The sequence below is a fragment of the Plantibacter flavus genome (assembly GCF_051487245.1).
Taxonomy (GTDB): Bacteria; Actinomycetota; Actinomycetes; order Actinomycetales; family Microbacteriaceae; genus Plantibacter; species Plantibacter flavus_B.
The window spans coordinates 518,529-538,491 of sequence record NZ_JAHVDH010000003.1; the positions used below are offsets into that span (position 1 = coordinate 518,529).

Annotated in this window: 21 protein-coding genes; 12 read left to right on the top strand and 9 right to left on the bottom strand. The window is 69.9% G+C overall.

What is annotated here, in order from left to right; genetic code table 11:
• Positions 1-129 precede the first annotated feature (129 nt).
• Complete coding sequence (locus tag KXS11_RS09605; RefSeq protein ID WP_437385341.1) at positions 130-498, bottom strand: VOC family protein; 369 nt, start codon at positions 496-498, stop codon at positions 130-132.
• Between the two features lie 63 nt (positions 499-561).
• Between KXS11_RS09605 and KXS11_RS09610 the strand changes: the two genes are divergently transcribed.
• Positions 562-1,008: a MarR family winged helix-turn-helix transcriptional regulator gene (locus KXS11_RS09610; RefSeq protein WP_437385342.1), complete on the top strand. Its 447-nt coding sequence runs from the start codon at positions 562-564 to the stop codon at positions 1,006-1,008.
• 58 nt (positions 1,009-1,066) lie between these two features.
• On the opposite strand, the gene KXS11_RS09615 is transcribed toward KXS11_RS09610, so the two are convergent.
• Positions 1,067-1,534 carry a hypothetical protein gene (locus tag KXS11_RS09615; RefSeq protein WP_437385343.1) on the bottom strand — a complete coding sequence of 156 codons (468 nt, stop codon included), beginning with the start codon at positions 1,532-1,534 and terminating at the stop codon, positions 1,067-1,069.
• 139 nt (positions 1,535-1,673) lie between these two features.
• On the opposite strand from KXS11_RS09615, the gene KXS11_RS09620 reads away from it, so the two are divergent.
• The 6 genes from KXS11_RS09620 (at position 1,674) to KXS11_RS09645 (ending at position 7,040) form a co-directional block, all read left to right on the top strand.
• Complete coding sequence (locus KXS11_RS09620; RefSeq protein WP_437385344.1) at positions 1,674-2,276, top strand: hypothetical protein; 603 nt, start codon at positions 1,674-1,676, stop codon at positions 2,274-2,276.
• A gap of 124 nt (positions 2,277-2,400) precedes the next feature.
• Positions 2,401-3,465, top strand: coding sequence for a hypothetical protein (locus KXS11_RS09625; RefSeq protein ID WP_437385345.1), 1,065 nt, complete (start codon positions 2,401-2,403; stop codon positions 3,463-3,465).
• Between the two features lie 4 nt (positions 3,466-3,469).
• A complete protein-coding gene (locus KXS11_RS09630) occupies positions 3,470-3,952 on the top strand; it encodes a GNAT family N-acetyltransferase (RefSeq protein WP_437385347.1) in 483 nt (160 codons plus the stop codon).
• A gap of 186 nt (positions 3,953-4,138) precedes the next feature.
• Entirely contained in the window at positions 4,139-5,023 is an 885-nt protein-coding gene (locus KXS11_RS09635) for an EamA family transporter (RefSeq protein WP_437385348.1), read from the top strand.
• Positions 5,024-5,078: 55 nt separating this feature from the next.
• Positions 5,079-6,362, top strand: coding sequence for a DUF222 domain-containing protein (locus KXS11_RS09640; protein ID WP_437385349.1), 1,284 nt, complete (start codon positions 5,079-5,081; stop codon positions 6,360-6,362).
• 174 nt (positions 6,363-6,536) lie between these two features.
• Positions 6,537-7,040 (top strand): DUF6578 domain-containing protein, encoded by a 504-nt coding sequence (locus KXS11_RS09645; RefSeq protein WP_437385350.1) that lies wholly within the window; start codon positions 6,537-6,539, stop codon positions 7,038-7,040.
• Between the two features lie 76 nt (positions 7,041-7,116).
• On the opposite strand, the gene KXS11_RS09650 is transcribed toward KXS11_RS09645, so the two are convergent.
• On the bottom strand, positions 7,117-7,380 hold the full coding sequence (locus tag KXS11_RS09650; RefSeq protein ID WP_437385351.1) for a DUF3072 domain-containing protein: 264 nt from the start codon (positions 7,378-7,380) through the stop codon (positions 7,117-7,119).
• A 297-nt stretch (positions 7,381-7,677) separates the two neighbouring features.
• Between KXS11_RS09650 and KXS11_RS09655 the strand changes: the two genes are divergently transcribed.
• Positions 7,678-8,691 (top strand): LLM class flavin-dependent oxidoreductase, encoded by a 1,014-nt coding sequence (locus KXS11_RS09655; protein WP_437385352.1) that lies wholly within the window; start codon positions 7,678-7,680, stop codon positions 8,689-8,691.
• Between the two features lie 14 nt (positions 8,692-8,705).
• Here the strand turns inward: KXS11_RS09655 and KXS11_RS09660 are convergent, their stop codons facing one another.
• A complete protein-coding gene (locus tag KXS11_RS09660; RefSeq protein ID WP_437385353.1) occupies positions 8,706-9,071 on the bottom strand; it encodes a DUF952 domain-containing protein in 366 nt (121 codons plus the stop codon).
• A 54-nt stretch (positions 9,072-9,125) separates the two neighbouring features.
• On the opposite strand from KXS11_RS09660, the gene KXS11_RS09665 reads away from it, so the two are divergent.
• Positions 9,126-9,698 (top strand): TetR/AcrR family transcriptional regulator, encoded by a 573-nt coding sequence (locus KXS11_RS09665; RefSeq protein WP_437385354.1) that lies wholly within the window; start codon positions 9,126-9,128, stop codon positions 9,696-9,698.
• 76 nt (positions 9,699-9,774) lie between these two features.
• On the opposite strand, the gene KXS11_RS09670 is transcribed toward KXS11_RS09665, so the two are convergent.
• The 5 genes from KXS11_RS09670 to KXS11_RS09690 form a co-directional block, all read right to left on the bottom strand.
• Positions 9,775-11,136, bottom strand: coding sequence for a carboxylesterase family protein (locus KXS11_RS09670; protein WP_437385355.1), 1,362 nt, complete (start codon positions 11,134-11,136; stop codon positions 9,775-9,777).
• Between the two features lie 97 nt (positions 11,137-11,233).
• Positions 11,234-12,154, bottom strand: coding sequence for a C40 family peptidase (locus KXS11_RS09675; RefSeq protein WP_437385356.1), 921 nt, complete (start codon positions 12,152-12,154; stop codon positions 11,234-11,236).
• A 299-nt stretch (positions 12,155-12,453) separates the two neighbouring features.
• Complete coding sequence (locus KXS11_RS09680; RefSeq protein WP_437385357.1) at positions 12,454-13,485, bottom strand: LacI family DNA-binding transcriptional regulator; 1,032 nt, start codon at positions 13,483-13,485, stop codon at positions 12,454-12,456.
• A 173-nt stretch (positions 13,486-13,658) separates the two neighbouring features.
• Positions 13,659-15,278: a sensor histidine kinase gene (locus tag KXS11_RS09685; RefSeq protein WP_437385358.1), complete on the bottom strand. Its 1,620-nt coding sequence runs from the start codon at positions 15,276-15,278 to the stop codon at positions 13,659-13,661.
• 11 nt (positions 15,279-15,289) lie between these two features.
• Positions 15,290-15,982, bottom strand: a complete 693-nt coding sequence (locus tag KXS11_RS09690; RefSeq protein ID WP_437385359.1) for a response regulator transcription factor — start codon at positions 15,980-15,982, stop codon at positions 15,290-15,292.
• A 235-nt stretch (positions 15,983-16,217) separates the two neighbouring features.
• Here KXS11_RS09690 and KXS11_RS09695 point away from each other — a divergent pair, with 235 nt between their 5' ends.
• Genes KXS11_RS09695 through KXS11_RS09705 form a run of 3 tightly spaced genes read left to right on the top strand, consistent with a single transcriptional unit; the run spans position 16,218 to position 19,928 of the window.
• The gene (locus tag KXS11_RS09695) at positions 16,218-17,789 is read left to right on the top strand and encodes a sugar ABC transporter ATP-binding protein (protein WP_437385360.1); all 1,572 of its coding nucleotides are present in this window, start codon (positions 16,218-16,220) and stop codon (positions 17,787-17,789) included.
• Positions 17,786-18,835, top strand: a complete 1,050-nt coding sequence (locus tag KXS11_RS09700; RefSeq protein ID WP_437385361.1) for an ABC transporter permease — start codon at positions 17,786-17,788, stop codon at positions 18,833-18,835. The genes KXS11_RS09695 and KXS11_RS09700 overlap by 4 nt, the downstream gene beginning before the upstream one ends.
• Positions 18,828-19,928: an ABC transporter permease gene (locus KXS11_RS09705; protein WP_437385362.1), complete on the top strand. Its 1,101-nt coding sequence runs from the start codon at positions 18,828-18,830 to the stop codon at positions 19,926-19,928. Before KXS11_RS09700 ends, KXS11_RS09705 begins: the two co-directional genes overlap by 8 nt.
• Positions 19,929-19,963 lie beyond the last annotated feature (35 nt).

Sequence of the window (19,963 nt, forward strand, 5' to 3'; positions counted from 1 at the left end):
CGTCGTCGAGACCACCTTCGCCGTCCGCCTCCGCTCCCTGCCCTCCCTCGCCTCGTCCGAGCCCGCGAACGGTCGGTTCTGGACAGTGCGACGGGGTGAGCACTGACGGCGAGTGACCGTCCTCCCGTCTCAGGTGCGGTCGTGGAGGGTGATCCGGTAGCCGTCCGGGTCGGTGAGGGTGAAGGTGCGACCGAAGGGACCGTCGATGGGCGCGGAGGCGATCGGGTGTCCGTCGGCGACGAGCGCGTCGTGGATGTCCTGGACGTCGGTGGCGTGCAACCAGATCGCGGCTCCGACGCCCGGGTGCTCGCCGGAGGCGAGGTCGGTGCCCGGCACGATGTCGCGCAGGGCGAAGGCGATGGGTTCGGTCTGGAAGACCACGGCGTGCGGAGGGCCGGCGGGCGACCGCACGAGGCCGAGGTACTGCTCGTAGAAGGCCTGGGACGCGTCGAGGTCGCTGACCTGGAGGGAGATGAAATCGGGACCGGTGACCGGCATGTGGAGCTCCTTCGGGGGTATGTCAGTTTTCTGACATGCACCAAGCTATGTCAGACTACTGACATGAGTCAAGGCGGGATCCATCTCGAGACGTCGCTCGGCTATCTCCTCAAGGAGGCGTCGAGCGCGCTGCGCATCGCCATGGAGGAGGTCCTTCGACCACTCGGGATGACCGTGACGCACTACTCGTGCCTGGAGTTGCTGGCACAGCGCCCCGGGCTATCCAACTCCGAACTCGCGCGAGGGGCGTTCGTGACCCGGCAGTCGATGAACGTCCTGCTGCAGTCGCTGGAACGGGACGGCATCGTCACGAGGGCGACGGAGGCCACGGTCGGCAAGGCACTCCCGACCCGGCTCACGCCACTCGGGCGACGCAGCCTCGAGGCGGCGAGCGCGGCCGTCCGCGGCGTCGAGGTGCGCATGCTGGGCGGGATGACACCGGATGAGCAGTCTGCTGCGCTCGGCATCCTCAGGAGCATGATCCGTTCCCTGCGCGACGACCAGGGGTGACCGTCGGACGGAGACCGACCGCGCGTCGCAGTCGTACGCTCACGGCAGCGCTCAAGCGTCAACCGCCGCGCGCGAAGACCACGATCGGCGTGGCGTTGTCCTCACAAGCGGCTCTGAACGACTCCACGTGCTCGGAGTACTCACGACCATCGGGATCGAACAACGCCCCTGAGGGCAGCACCTCCTGGTTCGCCAGGAAGGCGTTCATCTCGGCGATCTCGTCGCGAAGTCCCCACGTACCGAAGGTCTGCATGCCGCGGTAGTCGAGGACGACGTTGTTGACGGCGAACGCCCAAGCAGCGTCGTCGATGGACCCGTCGGCCAGGTTCGACCGCGCCTCCTGGAGGTTCGTCTCGATGATCGCGACCCCGCCGCAGGTCAACGCGATCGCGGCCTCGGACGGCGCCGTCGTCGACGTCGCGGGTGGCGGGTCGGAGTCGCCTCCCCCTGGCGACCCTGTGGCCGTACAACCCGTCACGCACATGACGGCCAGGATGATCGGCACCAGGCCAGCACGGAACGTCATGATCGATCTCCCCCGAGAATGGAGCGCGAGGCTCCGACGTCCGACCACCCTACCCGGCGAGCGCGCTCCGGAAGGCTCGGCCATCCCTGGGGAGTCCTCCCCATCGGCATCACCGCCGGGCCGATGACAGGATGGCGGCATGCGCTCGACATCGACCAGAACCTCACTCGCCGCCGTCCTCGCGATCTCCGCGCTGGCTCTCGGAGGATGCGCATCGGTGTCGACCGGCGCCGGGGCGGCGTCTCCCTCCGCATCGTCGACGCCGACGGTTTCCGAGCCGCCGAGCACCCCGGTCGTCGAGACCACCCTCGAGGACGAGATCGACGGGACCAGGGTGACCCCGCTCGCGATCGTGACCGACTTCCCCGCCCCGGAGGGCTCAACGGCAGGTCTGCACCCGGTGCTCATCAAGGTGGAGCTCGAGGCCGGCGACGTCTACGGCGGCAGCGTCCACCCCTCCGTCGCCTCCATCACCAGGCGCGACGGCAACCTCGACTACATCACCCTCGGCATGGGCAACCCGAAGGAGCTCGTGACCGCGATGACCGCCGCCGGCTACACGCCGCTGCAGGCCGTTCCCGCCGGCGAGTCGCAGACGGGCTGGATCGGCGCGTGGCTCTCCGACGACGTCAGCGAGTACGACCTCGTCTACAACCGCAACGAGGGCAAGGTCATCGGCGGGAGCAAGAACGGCGAGACCGTCGCGGCGAGCCGGTCGATCACCCCGCTGACGGCGAAGTAGGTCGCGGGAGGATGCCGGTGTCCCCGTCGGCAGCCGCCTCCACGATCTCCGCCAGCCGCATCGATAGTCTCGGAGCATGCGATTCAGGGGTGCGGGAAGACGTTCGTTCGGTGTTGGCGCACTGATGATCACGATGGCGGTGCTGACGACGTCATGCGCCTCGATGTCGTCGCCCGGCGCATCGCCCGGCACGAGCGCATCGAACACCCCGTCATCGTCGGCACCGCTCGTGTGCGACGACCTCGTGACGCAGGACACCGTGGCGGCGGTGCTCGCTGCCGAACCGGCCGACGTCGCCGAAGCGGTGGAACCGTCCGACGCGCTCGACCTGGCGTCCCTCGCCGCGGCCGGCGGCCTGGCCTGCTCCTGGCGTGTCGGCGAGGGCCAGCAGTTCATCGGCTCCGGAGGCGGCGACTGGGCCTACCTGACCATTCGGATCCTCCCGGACGCTGCTGGAGACTGGGTGGCACCGTACGCGGGCGACACCCCGTCGGACGAGACCCGCACCATCGCCGGTGTCGAAGCCTCGACGACGGCGGGCGAGACCGGCTGGCGGGTGTCCGCACCGGTCGGGTCTGCATGGGTCGGCCTGGGCATCACGTCCTCAGGTCTCACCAGCTCCGGGAGCCGGTTCGAGGGCACACCGACCGGCGAGGTCCTCGACAACCTCGCGACGGCGGCGGAATCGGCCTTCACGACGGTGGAGTCGGCGTCGGCAGCGCAGCTCGCATGGCCTGCACTCCCCGTCCGCGACGGTGATGCGAGGTGCGACGGTGGGCTCGACGAGTCGGGGATCGTGAGCGCACTCGGCTACGGCGACGCGACAACGAGCTACACCCTCATCGACCCGCGGACGAAGCCGGTCGAGGACCTGGCCGATGCGGTGAGCGCCCGACTCGGCGCCTTCACCTGTGAACTGTTCGCGGAGGGCTTCGGCTCGACCGACATCCTCGTCCTGCGGGGCGCGGCGTCGATCATCGACGGGCTTGCCGCGACGCCAGACATCCGGGCGGCCCTGGAATCCATCGACCTCGAGGGTGCCGTGGACGGCGAACGCGCGCTCCTCGCACGGCGTGAGGACGGCCCGCGCTCTCCGCTCTTCTTCACCGTGGGAGACACCCTGTACGCCGTGAACTCCGGCGATGGCGCACAGACGGTCGCCGAGGCGATCATCGCGCAGACGAGGTAGCGGCGTGGCGCATCGGATCGCGCTCCGGCCGTATACGGAGGCGGATGCCGCTGGCACGCTCGCGATCTTCCTCGCGGCGATCACAGAGACGGCGTCAGCGGATTATTCGACGGAACAGGTCGAAGCGTGGGCCGCGCCTCGTGAGCGCGATGCTCCGAGTTGGAACGTCTCCATGGCAGCACGGGATTCCTTCGTCGCCACCATCGACGGCGCGTTGGCCGGCTTCTCCGACGTCGACTCCAGCGGGTACATCGACATGATGTTCGTGTCGCCGCGCTTCCTCCGACAGGGCGTGGCGAGTGAACTGATCGCGGAGGCGGAGCGACGAGCGCGTGCGGCGGGCACCATCCACCTCTCGGCCGACGTGAGCATCACCGCTCGACCGTTCTTCGAGCACCACGGGTTCGTCGTCGAAGCGGAGCAGCACCCCGTTCGGCGTGGAATCAAGCTCACCAACTACCTGATGCGACGACAGCTCGAACCGTGACCCGGCGGTTCCCCGTGTGAACGGCTTCTGCTACCGTCGATCTCGATAGCGCCTAGGGTTCCGGAGCAGCAGTGCTCGCCTGGTCCGAGCGGCGCCACGGTCGGAGCCCAGTCGACGGCCGTCATCTGACAGGACAAAAGCCCGGAGGACCCTGCCGTCGCGCCCGCGACCGGTAGAAGGGTCCCCGTGTCGTCACTCGCCATCGTCCTCGTCCTCAGCGCCGCCGTCTGCCACGCCGCCTGGAATGTGCTCGCCCACGGCGTGAGCCGGGTCGGCCTGCCGTTCCTCTGGTGGGGTGCCGTGGTGAGCACCGTCCTCTGGGCGGGCGCCATCCCGTTCACCGGGGGCCTGGGCACCGATGACGTGGCCGGATTCCTCCTCGGCACGGGGGTCTCGGCGGTCGTCCACGTCGTCTACATGCTCGTGCTGCAACGGGGCTACGCGACTGGACGGCTCTCGACCGTGTACACGACCGCGCGGGGCACCGGCCCCACGATCAGCGTGGTGGTGGCCGTCATCCTGCTCGGCGAACGGCCGTCCGCGATCGCGCTGGTCGGCGTCGCCGCCATCCTCGTCGGCGTCATCGCGGTGGGGCTCGTCGACCGGGGCACCGGCGGTGGCATGCATGTGTCCGCCTCCAGCCGTCGCCGCATCGATCCCGGCGTGCTGTGGGGACTGCTCACTGGCGTCGCCATCGCCACCTACACGATCTGGGACGCACACGCCGTGCGCACCTGGGAGCTGTCGCCGGTGGCCTTCATGGTGGGCTGCACGCTCATCGAGATCCCGATGTACTCGGCGGCGCTCGGACGACGTCACCGCGAACTCCTCTCGGTCCTCCGGCGGCATTGGGCGCGTCTGCTGGCGTTCGGCGTGCTCTCGCCGATGTCGTACATCCTCGTGCTCGCGGCGATCACCATGGCGCCGGTCGCCCTCGTCGCCCCGATGCGCGAGATCAGCGTGATCCTGGTCGCGTTGTTCGGCGTGTTCGTCCTGCGAGAGGGACGCCCCGGATGGCGGATCGCCGCGGCATCGGTCGTGGTGGGCGGGGTCGTCCTGCTCGCGGTCTGAGCAGCACCGCCACCTGACCATCTCGAATGTCAGTGGTCCATGGTTGGGTGGAACCATGCACGAACGGACCGTCGCGAGCGAGCACCCTCACGAGGTCTTCGCCGCGCGTCTGGCCTCGTTCAGCGATCGCCTGGTCGAGCTCGAGGCCGAGCGTGCGGCGCTCGACGCCAGGGAGGCCCGGTTGCTGGCCGAAGCGGCTGCCTTCGCCGCCGCCACGGCGAGCGCGATCGTGCCGGAGATCCACTCCCCCACTGAACGCGAGGAGCTTGCCCGACGTTCGCTGTGCGCATCGCTGTCGATGGCGACGCGCGCGTCCGAGCAGACCATGCAGCGGCGGATCGGTGATGCCGAAGACCTCGTGCACCGCGCCCCGGCCGTGCTCGACGCCCTGGAGCGGGCGAGGATCGCTCTCGGGCATGCCCGCGTCATCACCGATCAGCTGCACGGCGTCCCCACCGAGGGTCGTGCGAGGTTCCTCGAACACATCCTTCCCATCGCGGAACGCTCGACGCCCGCGCGCCTCAAGCAGCGCGCGCGAGTCGCGCGGGAACGCCTCCACCCCGAGTCGATCAGGGCGCGTACCGTCCGCTCCGCCGCCGACCGCCGGGTCGAGATCGAGGCAGCGGCCGACGGCATGGCGTGGCTGCACCTCTTCACCACGGCTGCCATCGCGCACGGCATCCACGAACGACTCGACACCGTGGCGGCTGCGGCTCGGGCCGCCGGCGACGACCGCACGCTCAGCCAGCTCCGTGCGGACGCGTTCGTGTCGTTGGGTGTCGCGGGTGTCGTGACGGCTGACGACGGCTCGACCGACCCCGGAGCGCTCGTCGAGCGCCCGGTCGCGGTCGAAGCCCACATCCGCGCCACGGTGCAGATCATGGTGCCGGCACTCAGCGTGCTCGGGGTCACCGACGAGCCAGCCACACTCGACGGCTACGGCCCGATCGACCCCGACACCGCCGCGCGACTCACGGCGGCCGCACCGTCCATGACGCGAGTCCTCACCCACCCGGAAACGGGGGCTGTCCTGTCGGTCGGCAGGGAGCAGTACCGCGTCCCGGCCGACCTGCAGCGCGCGGTCCGCCTCCGAGACGCCACGTGTCGGGCACCCGGGTGCGGCAGGCGAGCTCGGGCCTGCGACCTCGACCACTCAGTCGCATGGGCGAAGGGCGGCACGACAGCTGTCGGAAATCTCGCGTGCCTCTGCCGACATCATCACCGCCTCAAACACCTCCCCGGATGGGAGCTCACCCACACCGGAAACGGTGACCTCGACTGGCGCGCACCCGACGGCCGACACCATCAGACCACTCCGGAACTCGCCGGCGTCGGGTGAATCTCCGCGCGCCGCTGCCCGCGCGGTCGACTGGAGCTGCACTCGTTCCCCGACCGACTGCTCCTGCCTCACACCGGTCCTGACCTCACACCGGCCCCTGTCCCACACCGGCCGGCCCCTGTCCCACACCGGTCCCTGAGCTTGTCGAAGGGCGCCACGCTCTATCGTCGAGGGATGGCGATTCGACGGATCTGGCTGAACTCCTGGGAATGGGATTGCTGCGGAGAGCCGTTCAGGCCCGGTGACACCATGGACTTCGCCGTGACAAGCCCGCCGCCCGACTGGCTGGCCGAGTACCTCGGCGCTGCAGCATCCGAGGTCGCCGCCGTCGAGTCCCACCACGAGGAGGGCGGCGACCAGCGTTGGTCGGGCACGGTCAGGGGCGTGTCGAGCGTTGCGACACCGCACCTGGCCACGCGGGTCCGGCGACCACCACGACCGGACGGCGGCACCGACCTTCCGCGCTTCGATTTCGGAAACGGAGTGGTCGCGATCGGCGGCTCACGATCCGAGTGGATCACCTCAGTGGAACCGGTCGCCGGTGAGCCGCGGTTCACGCCGATCGCCGGCGTCCGACAGCCGGCCACGGACGCGACGAACGACGCGCACGCTGAGCCGCCGGAGGGTCTGCACCACCGCGTCGTCGGGTATCTCGTCGAACTCGACATGGCGGAGTGAACGCGGAGCGGGTCCTTCGGCACACCCAGGAAACCGGGCAAGCTCAGGGACCCGGCCGGCGAAACCGGAGCCCGCCCTACTGCCCGCGACCCGTCTTGTCCTGCAGGCGGTCGATGTGCTCGGACGCCTGCGCCTTGCTCAGGTCGCCGGGCAACTCCTCACCGGCCTCCCGGGCGAGGGTGTCGAGGTAGCTGCGCTGCGGGCCGGTCATGGGCTCGTCGCCCGTGACCCAGTCCTCAGGGTCCTTGCTCGCGCTCGTCGACGACCCGTCCCCGCGCGCACCGAGCACGTCCTCGGTCGTGGCGTCGTCTGCGTTCGTGTGCTCTGCTTCAGTGCTCATGCCGCCACCGTACGTCGGTCCAGGCGGAGGCCAGGAGGGGTTGCGCCGCGCACCGAACCCTGCAGAGCGCCGAACGTGGGTTCGTGGTCAGCGGCCTCGACGTCGTCCAGCTCGAAGCTCGGCGCGGCGTGCTGCACCGGGAGCAAGACCGTCTGCGCGACATCGCGCTCGCAACAGGACAGGGGCCGAAGTGGTGTCGGTCACGAGCGGCACGCACCGTTTCGAGGTCCGGACGGACTCGGATGCATCGGGTCCATTCAGAGGAATAGAACAGGTCTCCGCGACGCTGTAACCGACGTGAAGAAGATCGGGTTCTTGTCCTTCGGACACTGGCAGGATGTTCCGGGTTCGCAGGTGCGGACCGGCCGCGATGCCCTCGTGCAGAGCATCGAGCTCGCCGTGGCGGCCGAAGAGGTCGGTGTCGACGGCGCGTACGTGCGCGTGCACCACTTCGCGCGGCAGCTCGCCTCGCCGTTCCCGCTCCTGGCCGCGATGGCGGCGAAGACGTCGCGGATCGAGCTCGGCACGGGCGTCATCGACATGCGCTACGAGAACCCGCTGTACATGGCGGAGGAAGCTGCGGCCACCGACCTCATCAGCGACGGGCGACTGCAGCTCGGCGTGAGCCGGGGATCACCCGAGACCGCGCTGCGCGGTTCTGAGTCGTTCGGCTACGCACCGGGCGACGACGAGACCGATGCCGATGTGGCGCGCGCCCACACCGAGGTGTTCCGAGCGGCGATCGCCGGCGCCGGTGTCGCACGCGCGAACCCGCAGATGACCGGGACCAACGGACTGCTCGCGATCCAGCCGCAGTCCCCCGGCCTCGGCCAGCGCATCTGGTGGGGCGCCGGCAGTCGGCAGACCGCGCTGTGGACGGCCGAGCAGGGCATGAACCTCATGTCCTCGACGCTCCTCACCGAGGACACCGGGGTGCCGTTCGACGAGCTGCAGGCGGAGCAGATCGCGATGTTCCGCGCCGCCTGGGCGGAAGCGGGCCATGACTGGACGCCACGCGTCTCGGTCAGCCGCAGCATCCTCCCCCTCATCGACGACGAGACCCGCCACTCCTTCGGACTCCGCGCGCAGGCCGACTCGAAGGACCAGGTCGGGCATCTCGACGGCGGACTCGCCCGTTTCGGTCGCAGCTTCATCGGCGAACCGGACCGGATCGCCGAGGAGCTCGCCGCAGACGCCGCAGTCCAGGCCGCCGACACCGTCCTCGTGACGGTGCCGAACCAGCTCGGCGTCGAGTTCAACGCCCGCATCCTCGAGGCGATCGTCCGCGACATCAAGCCGGCGCTCGGGTAGCGCCCAGACTCACCTCAGTCGAGCAGGGCGGCGAGCGCCGGCGGCACCTGCCACGCGCCGGACGCGTCGCGGTCGAGCGGGAGTTCTGCGACGATCGCTGTTCCGTCGGTGGGGAGTGGAGCGTGCACGCGTGGGGCCGGGTCGAGGGTGACCTCGAGGCCGGCGGCTTGGAGTTCGTCGACATCCAGAACAACCAAGACCAGCGGCAGGTGGAGCGAGTCGTAGACGTCGTCGAGCACGGCACGGAGTCCGTCGGCGGTCGTCGCATGCACGAACCCGGCGTCGATGAACGGCACCGCCCTCGTCGACACCTCGTACTCGCCGAACGGGCGACTGGCCTCCCAGTCGTCCACGATCGCCACATGCAGGATCCTCGTCATGGTCACTCCCTTCGTCGTGTGCGCCACAATGAAACGACACCGTATCATTACAGCATGGACACCAAGCGAGGCAGACCCACAGCGGCCGAACGCGACCGACGCCGCGACGCGATCCTCGACGCCGCCATCGCCCGGTTCACGGACGACGGCTACGGCGCGACCAGCATCGAGGCGATCGCTGCCGACGCCGGCGTCACGAAACGCACGATCTACGCCTGGTTCGGCGACCTCGCCGGCGTCCTCACGGCGGCCGTCGAACGCCAGCACGGCTATCTCCTCGCGGTCGATGCCGAGGGTGGCGACGAGTCCGAGGCGAGCCTCGAGGACGCGACCACCCGCCTCGTCTTCGCCCTCCACGCAGACGTCTCCATCGCGCTGCACCGCCTCGTCATCGCGGAATCGCCGCGCTTCCCCGAGGTGGCGGCAGCGTTCTACGCCGCAGGGCCTGCGCGCTCGATCGCGTTCCTCGCGACCCACGTCGGCACACTGGCAGAGCCGCTCTACACCCTCCTGCTCGGCGAACCGCACCGGCGCAGACTCCTCGGCCTCACGTCCGCCCCCACCGAGCCCGCCTCCCGCGCGCATGCACGCACCTGCCTCGAACTCGTCGCCGCCGGTGGCTACTGAGCGCCTGAGCGCCTGTGCGGCCTGAGTCGCCCGAAACGGTGCGATTTCCCGGCGAAATCGGACGGTTTCGGGCGACTCAGCGCGCGACGGAGCCGCGGTCCAGGGTGATCGTGTCGGTGAGGCCCGCCGTCGCATCGGCCGGGAGGTCACCACGCCGCGCGAAGTCCGCCCAGAGTTGCCGCAGGAAGCGACCACGACGGTCGACCTCCTCCCAGGTGCTCGTGCCGATGAGCGCCGTGCGACCCCAGGAGCGTTCGGAGCCGAGCAACAACGGCAGGTCCGTGACGTGGGAGGCCCCGAACGGGCTCCCGGTCGGCGCCCAGCTCAGCTCGTAGCGTGTCGCCCGGCCACCGGCCGCCCGGTGCCGCTGCACGAACGCCTTCGCATCGCGTGTGTAGGTGAGATGCGTCGTGGAACCGACGAGCGCGTTCCGGATCCCGCGACCGACGAGCGGCAGAGCCGTGGCCCTCGCGAACACGGGGATGAGCGGCACGTACAGGCGCGTCTCCTCCGTCGTGGAACCGATGAGGACGTCGATGCGCGAGGCAGCCTCACGCCAAGCGGCATCGCGGTCAGACTCCAGGGGCAGCGGCGGGTGCCCGTATTGCGTCCCGAACGCCATCCCGCCACGGAGACCGAAACGCCGCGCCGCTCGCTCGACCTGCTCCTGCAGTGCCAGCAACTCGACGATGGGCGTCTCCGGCGTCGGCGTCCCGGCCGCCTGCATCATCGCCCGCGCCATCCGAGCCCGACCGCTGCTGATCCCGAGTGGTGCGCTCTGCACGATGACGCGCTGGAAGAGGCCCTCAGCGCCTGCACTGATCATCAGGTGGGCGATCGCGTCACCGCCGGCAGACTGCCCGAACAGCGTCACCGATCCGGGGTCTCCGCCGAACGCCGCGATGTGCTCGTGCACCCAGCGCACGGCGAGGATGAGGTCGAGGAGGCCGAGGTTCGCTGGGATCGTCTCACCGTCGCCGAGGAACCCGAGGATCCCCAGGCGGTAGGTGACCGACACGACGACGACGCGCTGCTCCGCGACGAGTGCGCTCGGGTCGTAGAGGTCGAGGTCGCCCGCGCCCGTCACGTACGCGCCGCCGTGGATCCACACCATCACCGGCACCTGTTCGCCGGGGGCGAGGTCGGCCGGGAGGGTGATCGAGAGCGCCTGGCAGTCCTCCGAGTCGACCATGCCGTCGCCGGCCCCTTCGAGGACGGCTGCCAGCACACGGGAGGTGCGTTGCGGCGATGCCGGCGCGCGGTCGAAGGCGCGGAAGACGGCGACTCCGTCCTCGCCGACCGGCAGGGTGGTGGGCACCGGCACCTCGAAGCGACCCGCACGGGCGTATGGAACACCGAGCGCGCGCACCACGTCGCCCTCGACACGCCCCACGATCGTGCCGAGTGCGGTCTCGAAGCTGCGGGAGTCGCTCGTCATCCCTCCAAGCTAACCGTCACCGCTTGCTGAGTCGCCCGGAATTGTGCATTTTCGCGGCTGAATCAGACACTTCCGGGCGACTCAGTGAGCCTGCCGCCTAGGGGATCCGGATGTACACCGGGTCGCCCCAGATGCTCAGGCGATGCTGCACGTATCGACCCCAGTCGGGCGAGTCGTACATGCCGCCCGCACCGTCGTAGATCGCGATGTGACCCTCGCCCCAGTAGAGGAGGTCACCGGCGACGGCCTCAGATGCCGAGATCTGCACGCCGGACGCCGCCTGCGCGCCGGCACCGCGTGGCAGGGACACGCCGAACGCGGCGAACACGTACTGCACGAATCCGTCGCACGAGAAACTGTCGGACGGGTCGTTGCCGTTGCCGTAGGGGACGACGCCGACGAACTGCGACGCGTACGAGAGGATCGCCTCGCCCGACCGGGCCACAGCCGGGGCGGCGAACGTCGCGGAGGAAGCGGACGAGGCGGAGGAGGATGTCTCGGACGCTGCAGCGGCGGCAGCGGCAGACACGGCCGCGGCGGCGGACGCGTCGAGCTCCTCCTGGCTGGTCGCCGCGTAGCCGTCCCGCACGAAGGGGACGTCGGCTGCGGTCGACGGCACCGCGTACGAGACGGACTGCATCGTGGCGGCGGACGGGATCGCCCCGCCGGTCGCGGCGTCGACGTCGAGCCCTGCTGCGGCGGCCGGCATCGAGACGGAGACGAACAGTCCCGTCGCGAGCGTCATGACACCGAACGTCGCGAACGGCTTGGCCCGCTTCGCGAACGAACGCTTCGCGCGCGAAGCCTCCGGTGGCGTGACCGGGACGAGGTCGACGTGGCGTCGCTCCTCGGCCGCCGACGCCGCCCATTGCGCATCGTCGAGGCGGGCCGCACGACGGGCGGCACGCGGGCTGAGCGCGACATGTCGACCACCGGCGCGTGGGGCGACGCGCTCGGGAGCGGGGGCAGCGGCGGGCTGCTGGCGCGCGAGATCGCGCGAGGGAGTCTTGCGGGTCATCGGGTACCGTCCTGGGTCTCGGTCGCGTCGGGGGCGCGCTCGGTTCATGCTCGGTGCGCCACACCTCGATGACCGCGGTCGACCGGTGAACCGATCCGAGGGGGCGAAACGGCAACCCTACGTCGGCGACGCTGAGAGGAACCTCCACTTGGCGTCTGCTGTGAACACGCTGCAGACCACCGTGCGAGCATGCTGCTCGCGGGCATCGTGCCACGATCGCCACCCGGAACCCGACGGACGTCGTCTGCGTCGGCGTCGGCGTCGAACTCGTCGCTGCGTGGGCCGCGTGGGCGCCGCACTCAGTCGCGGGCGAAGCCCGCAGTCGACTGACGGACGACGAGCTCCGGCTGAAAGACGACCTGTTCCGGCTCCGTTCCGGGGCCTCCAGCCGCCTCGCGGAGGAGGAGCTCCACGGCGGTGGTACCGATGAGCGCGCTCGGCTGGCGGATCGACGACAGCGGCACGACGGCTGCGGACGCGAAATCGATGTCGTCGTACCCGATCAGGGCGATGTCCTCCGGCACCCGCACGGTGCCGAGCATGCTGAACGCCTGCAGCACCCCCATCGCGAGGAGGTCGTTGGCCGCGAACACGGCATCCGGCCAGGCGTCACGTGCGCGGTCACGCAGGCGCTCGCCGGCCGACCGCCCTTCGAGCACCGTCAGCGCCTCGGTCGACACGAGCTCGAGCTGGACGTCGACGCCACGACCGACGGCGTCCTCCACCGCTTCAGTCGCTCCCGCCAGCCGGTCGACGACCTGACGCAGCGCCGAAGGCCCACCCACGAACGCGATGCGCCGGCGACCGAGCCCGATGAGGTGGTCGACGGCGAGCCGCCCGCCCGCGACGTCGTCCACCGCCACCGAGGAGAAGCTCGCATCCTCGGTCTGGCGATCGACGAGCACGGTCGGCGTCCCTCGGTCGCGGAGTCGAGCGAGGCGGGAGAGATCGTCGCCGAGCGGGGTGATGAGGACGCCCGCGACACGTTGCTCCTCGAAGAGGTCGAGGTACGCCCGCTCACGACTCACGCTCTCATCGCTGTTGCCGAGCAGGATCGACAGACCATCGTGATCGGCGCGGTCCTCCGCACCCCTGGCGACGTCGGTGAAGAACGGGTTGCCGACGTCGAGGACGACGAGACCGATGCTCCGACTGCGACCCGCGCGAAGCTGGCGAGCGGCGTCGTTGCGGACGAAGCCGAGTTCGTCGATCGCCGCGTGCACCCGGTCGACCGTTTCCGGCGAGACCTTCTCCGGACGGTTCAGCACGTTCGACACGGTGCCGACGGAGACGCCGGCCCTCGCGGCCACGTCCTTCACACTCGCGCTCACACTGCCCCCTCGTCGGCTCGCCTCGGACCGTCACGATCCTGGGCTGATTCGCGGTCGGGCTGGCTCATTCTCGCACGCGCTGAGTCGTTTCATCGGGCTCGTCGTGTTCCCGACTCAGGACGCTCGCGGCGTGTCGGCCCGACTCCAGCGCGGCGCGCCGAGCGCTTCCTGAATCAGGAACCGACCACACGAGAGGGTGCGTCGAGCGCGGGCACGGCCGGGAGGGTCACGACGACCTCCAGGCCGACGCCGGGACGGTTGCGGAGCTCGATCGTGCCACCCGCGTTCCGCACGATGGCCGCGACGATCGCCAACCCGAGGCCCGCACCATGACCCGCCGCACGCGTCGCGTCGGGCCGGCTGAACCGTTCGAACGCCCGCGACTCGAACGCCGGATCGAGCCCGCCACCCGTGTCGGACACCCGGAGCACCAGCATCCCGTCTCCCTCGACGAGTGACACGATCAACTCCGGAACCCAGTCGCGGTCGGCAGTCCCCGCTCGCTCCGCGATCGCCTGCAGCGCGTTGCCGGTGAGGTTGTCGACGATGCGGCCGTAGTCGTCGGCATGGACCGCGTACCCGGCGCCGAGCCCGTCACCGACGAGCGACGCCACGTGATCGATGCGCACGTCGACATCACGCCCGCCCGAGACCGAGCCCGAGCCCGAGCCCGAGTGTGAACCTGCACCCGCACCCGCACCCGCGCGGAATCGCGCCCGTTCCACGGCCTCGAGCACCCCCGCGTCGAGCGCTGCTGCCGAGGTGAGCGGCGGCGGCGTGGCGGCCTCTATCCGTGACAACTCCAGCAGTGACGTCACGAGTGCCGAGAGTCTCGTCGCACTCCGTTCGGCCCCTTCGATGTCGGTCAGCAGCTGCTCACGCGAGGAGTCCTCGAGACGGGCGAGTTCGAGCTGGGTACGGAGGATCGCGAGCGGCGTCCGCAGTTCGTGGCTGGCGTCCGACACCAGCTGCCGCTCGCGTTCGGCTGAGGCACGCAACCGTTCGATGAGGTGGTTGAGGGTGATCGCAAGCTGCGCGATCTCGTCATCGGCGCGCCCCACCGGCAGCAGCTCGGCCGTCGATCGTTCACTGAGGCTCTGCGCGCTCACCCGCAGCCGGGTCACCGGCCGGAGCGACACCGTCGCGAGCACCCACCCACCGGCACCGATGCCGAGTACCAGCAGCGCGAAGGAGCCGATGAGCAGCAACCGCATCTGGACGAGCACGGTCGTCTCCTCGGCCTCGTCACGCCCGGCGACGACGTACCAGGTCTCCCCGGCGACGCTCACCGGCTGCGACAACAGGATGTAGGTGGCACCGCCGGCGTCGGCGGTCGACACCCCCTCCCGGACGGCGAGCGCCGGGATCTGCGCTGCGAGCGTCGTCGGCAGGCTGAACACCGGGATCGACCCGTCGGGGGCGACGACGGCGATCCGGGTGCCGAGCCCTGGGCCCTGCAACGGCTCGTCCGGACGCGCCTGCAGAGCGAACACGTACTGGGCACCGTCGCTCCGGAGCGCCTGGACGGTACCGTCCCGCACGATGCGTTCGAGCTGCGCGTTGATCACGAGTCCGGCGAACAACGACACGACGAAGGCGATGAGCAGGCTACCACCAGCGATACGGGTTCGGATGCCGTGGTGTCGTCGTCGGCGAGCAGGGGTCGCCCCCCTGGGCGCGTCGTCGTCCGTCCCGAGTACGCCGTGCCGCCGGCCGGTGCGTGCCGCCACCACCACCGGCGCGTCGTCGTCCGTCCCGAGTACGCCGTGCCGCCGGCGGGTGCGTGCCGCCACCACCGGCGCGTTCAGCTCTCCGCGGCGACGAGCGAGAAGCCCACGCCCCGGCTCGTGATGATGCGCACACCGGCGTCGGCGAGATCGAGCTTCCGACGCAGCCGGCTGATGTACTGGTCGACGACGTTCGGATCGATGTTCGCCGGCGTCTCCCACACCTCGCGGAGCATGGTGCTGCGGGGCACGACGACGCCGGGCTCGGCTGCGAGGACCCGCAGGACGTCGAACTCGGTGCCGCTCAACGGGACGTCGTGGTCGCCGACCCGCGCACGGTGGCGGTGGAGGTCGACGCTCAGTCCGCCGACGTCGAACCGTGGTTGCACGGTCAGGGCGTCTCGGCGTCGGACGGCCCGGATGCGGGCGGCGAGTTCGGCGAAGGCGAACGGCTTGATCATGTAGTCGTCGGCGCCGGCGTCGAGCCCGCGCACCCGGTCGTCGACGGCGTCGCGGGCGGTGAGCAGGATCACGGCGAGCGTCGGGTCGAGGTCCTTGAGCGCCCGGCAGACGGCGAACCCGGACACCCCCGGGAGCATGACGTCGACGACGGCGACCTGGAATCCGGCCTCCGCGGAGGCCGCCTCAGTCGCCGAGGTGATGGCACTCGCGCCGTCGAAGGTCGCCGTGACCTCGTGGCCGTCGGCGCCGAGGCCGCGGGACAGCAGGCCCGCCATCTCGCGTTCATCATCGACGACGAGGATCCGCACGGTCGTCCCTCCTGTCGTCGTCGAGCATCCACAGCCTAGGCGAGACAGGGCCGCGGGCGTTTCTGAAGGTCCTGTCAGGAAGGGGCGATCGACCTTGCCCACCGCGGGGGAGCCGCCATACAGTGCAGTTGCTCCCGACTCTGAATCGATTCACAACCCGCCGACCGGCGCCACGCGAAACGACTCCCCGCCACCGTCGGGAGCGAGCACCTCACCGTGGAGGAACGGACCCTCAATGACGATCGACCACCCAGCGCAGCCAGAGCGCTCCGGAGCCACATCCTCCGGACGCGACTCGAAACCCGGCGGCGCCCCAGCGCTCTCCCTCATCGGAGCGGCCAAGACCTTCGGCCCCGTCGTCGCGCTCGCCGACGGCACCATCCAGATCGAGGCGGGCGAGATCCACGCCCTCGTCGGCGAGAACGGTGCGGGCAAGTCGACGCTCGTGAAGATCCTCGCCGGCCTCTACACGCCCGACGCGGGCGACTTCGCGCTCGACGGTCGCACCGTCGCGTTCCGGAACGTCGCCGACAGCAAGGCCGCCGGCATCTCCGTCATCTACCAGGAGCCGACCCTCTTCCCCGATCTCACGGTCGCGGAGAACATCTTCATCGGCCGTCAGCCGAAGAACTCCCTCGGCCTCATCAGCACCGGTGCGATGCGCAAGGCCGCCCGGGCCCTGTTCGACCGCCTCGGCGTCCAGATCGACCCCGACCGCGTGGCCGAGGGGCTCTCCATCGCCGACCAGCAGATCATCGAGATCGCCAAGGCCATCTCACTCGACGCCAAGGTCCTCATCATGGACGAACCGACCGCCGCCCTCTCGGGTGTCGAGGTGGACCGCCTCTTCCAGGTGGCGCGCAGCCTGCGCGACGCCGGCGCCGGCATCATGTTCATCTCCCACCGCTTCGAGGAGGTCTTCGCGCTGTGCGACCGCATCACGGTCATGCGCGACGGTCGCTACATCGCCACGCACGTCACGAGCGAGACCACGGTCGACGCGATCGTCCGGCAGATGGTCGGACGCGACATCGCCACCCTCTTCCCGAAGGAGGACGCCGAGATCGGTGACGCCGTCCTCACCGTCGACGGGCTGTCCCGCGCGGGCGTGTTCTCCGACATCTCGTTCACGGTGCGGTCGGGGGAGATCGTCGCACTCGCTGGCCTCGTCGGCGCCGGACGCACCGAGGTCGCCCGAGCGGTCTTCGGCATCGACCCGTACGACACCGGTCGCGTCACCATCGGCGGCGCAGCCGTGAAGGCAGGCGACCCACAAGCCGCGATCGACGCCGGCATGGGCTTCGTCCCCGAGGACCGCCGCAAACAGGGCCTCGTGATGGACCTGTCGGTCGCCAGGAACGCGACCCTCACCCTCCGCCACAAGCTCGCGACGTTCGGACTCATCTCCGGGCGCAAGGAGCGCGCTGCCGCCGAGGAATGGTCGACCCGCCTGCAGGTGAAGACCGGCTCGCAGGAGTATCCGGTCTCGACCCTCTCCGGCGGCAACCAGCAGAAGGTCGTCCTCGCGAAATGGCTCGCCACCGAGCCCCGGTTCCTCATCGTCGACGAACCCACCCGCGGCATCGACGTCGGCACCAAGAGCGAGGTCCACCGCCTCATCTCCGAACTCGCCGGTCGCGGCATCGCGATCCTCATGATCTCCTCCGAGCTGCCCGAGGTCCTCGGCATGGCAGACCGCGTCCTCGTCATGCACGAGGGCCGCATCACCGCCGAGCTCTCCCGCGAGGACGCGACACCTGAGACCGTGATGCACGCGGCCACCGGATCCCTGGAAGGCGCACGATGACGAACACCACCGCAACGAAACCGGGAGGCGGACCCGTCACCGTGGCGACCGAACGCACCTCGGGGCCGTTCGCCTCGATCCTGCGCCTCCGCGAGGTGCCCGTGACGATCGCGCTCGTCGTCCTCGTGCTCGTCACCTACCTCGCGAACCCGCTGTTCCTGTCGGCGCAGGGCGTCAAGGACCTCCTCCTCAACGCGACGATCATGATCATCCTCGCCGTCGGCCAAGCGCTCGTCATCATCACCCGCAACGTCGACCTGTCCGTCGGTTCGATCCTCGGCCTCGTCGCGTTCGCGACCGGCACGATGTTCGCGACGACGGACCTGCCGATCATCGTCGTGTTCCTCATCGCGATGCTGCTGGGGGCGGCGCTCGGCGCGATCAACGGTGCGCTCGTCACCCTCGCGAAGGTCCCGGCGCTCGTCATCACCCTCGGCACGCTCTACATCTACCGGGGCCTCAACAACGCGTGGGCGGGCGGCACCCAGTACTTCGCCGACGACCGACCCGACGCGTTCGGCAACCTCTCCGTCGACACCGTGCTCGGCTTCCCCGTGATCACGCTCATCGCGATCGTCGTCGTCGTGATCGTCGCGATCTACATGGCCGGGGCACGCTCCGGACGCGACCTGTACGCGATCGGCTCCGACCCCGACGCGGCGAAGCTGTTCGGCATCCCCGTCGCCCGCCGTGTCTTCCTCGCGTTCCTGGCGAACGGCCTGCTCGCCGGTCTCGCCGGGGTGCTGTACGCATCGCGCTTCAACTCGGTGGGTGCGACGACCGGAACCGGCATGGAGCTCGACGTCGTGGCGGCGGCCGTCGTCGGTGGGGTCGCGATCTTCGGCGGCAGCGGCTCGGTCGCAGGTGCCGCGATCGGCGCGATCCTCCTCACCACCATCACGAGTGCCCTCACCGCGCTGCGCGTCGACAAGTTCTGGCAGCAGGCGATCGTGGGCATCCTCATCCTGGCCGCGATCATCATCGATCGCGTCGCCAGCCTCCGTACGGCCAAGAAACTGCGAATGAGCGAGGCACGCGATGTCTGATCTGAAGACCCCGACAGCCCCGAAGGCTCCGTTCACCAAGGGTGCCGGCCCGCTCGGCACCGACACCACGGGCGTCCTGGTGGCCGAACCCAAGGGCCGGACCGGCGCTTCGCGCATCCTGCTCGGCCGCGACGCGATCATGATCTACGCACTGCTCGTCGTCGTCATCGGCGCCTGCCTGCTCATCCCGCGCTTCGCCTCACCGGTGACGGTCGGCTTCCTCCTGCTCGACGTCATCCCGATCCTCCTCATCGCGATGCCGATGACGCTCGTCATCATCACGGGCGAGATCGACCTGTCGGTGGCGAGCACCGCCGGCCTCACGAGCGCCGTCATCGGTGTGCTGTGGGCCGGCGGCGGGATGGACATCTGGCTCGTCCTGTTCATCGGGCTGCTCGTCGGCGTCGTCGCCGGAGCGTTCAACGGCTTCCTCATCGCGGTGGTCGGGCTCCCCTCGCTCGCCGTGACGATCGGCACGCTCGCCCTGTTCCGCGGCCTCGCCCTCGTCGTCATCGGCGACAACGCGGTCGCGAACTTCCCACCGGACCTCACCGCATTCTTCACCTCGAAGATCGGTTCCACCGGCATCCCCGTCGTCATGCTCGGCGTGCTCGTCGTGGTCCTCGCCTTCGGCGTGCTGCTCCACCTCACCCCCTTCGGTCGCGGCCTCTACGCGCTCGGGTACAGCACCGAAGCCGCCAGCTTCGTCGGCATCAAGGTCGCCCGCTCGAAGTTCTGGCTGTACGTCGCGACCGGTGGTGTGTCGGCCCTCGCCGGCATCTTCTGGACGCTCCGCTACTCCAGCGCCCGCAGCGACAACGCCTCGGGACTCGAGCTCGCGGTCATCGCGGCGGTCCTCCTCGGCGGCGTCTCCATCTTCGGCGGCAAGGGCTCCATCCCGGGCGTCGTCGCGGGTGTGCTCCTCATCGGCACCATCAACTACGCGCTCCGTCTGGGCCGCGTCTCCGACGTCGTGCTCATCATCGTCACCGGAACCCTGCTGATCGCCTCGGTGGTCGGCCCCAGTATCTTCGAATCCGTCAAACAGTGGAACCACCACCGTCGGATCCGACGCAGCCTGCCCCAGCACTGATCATCGCGATCGGCGCGCACCACGGGCGAACCCAC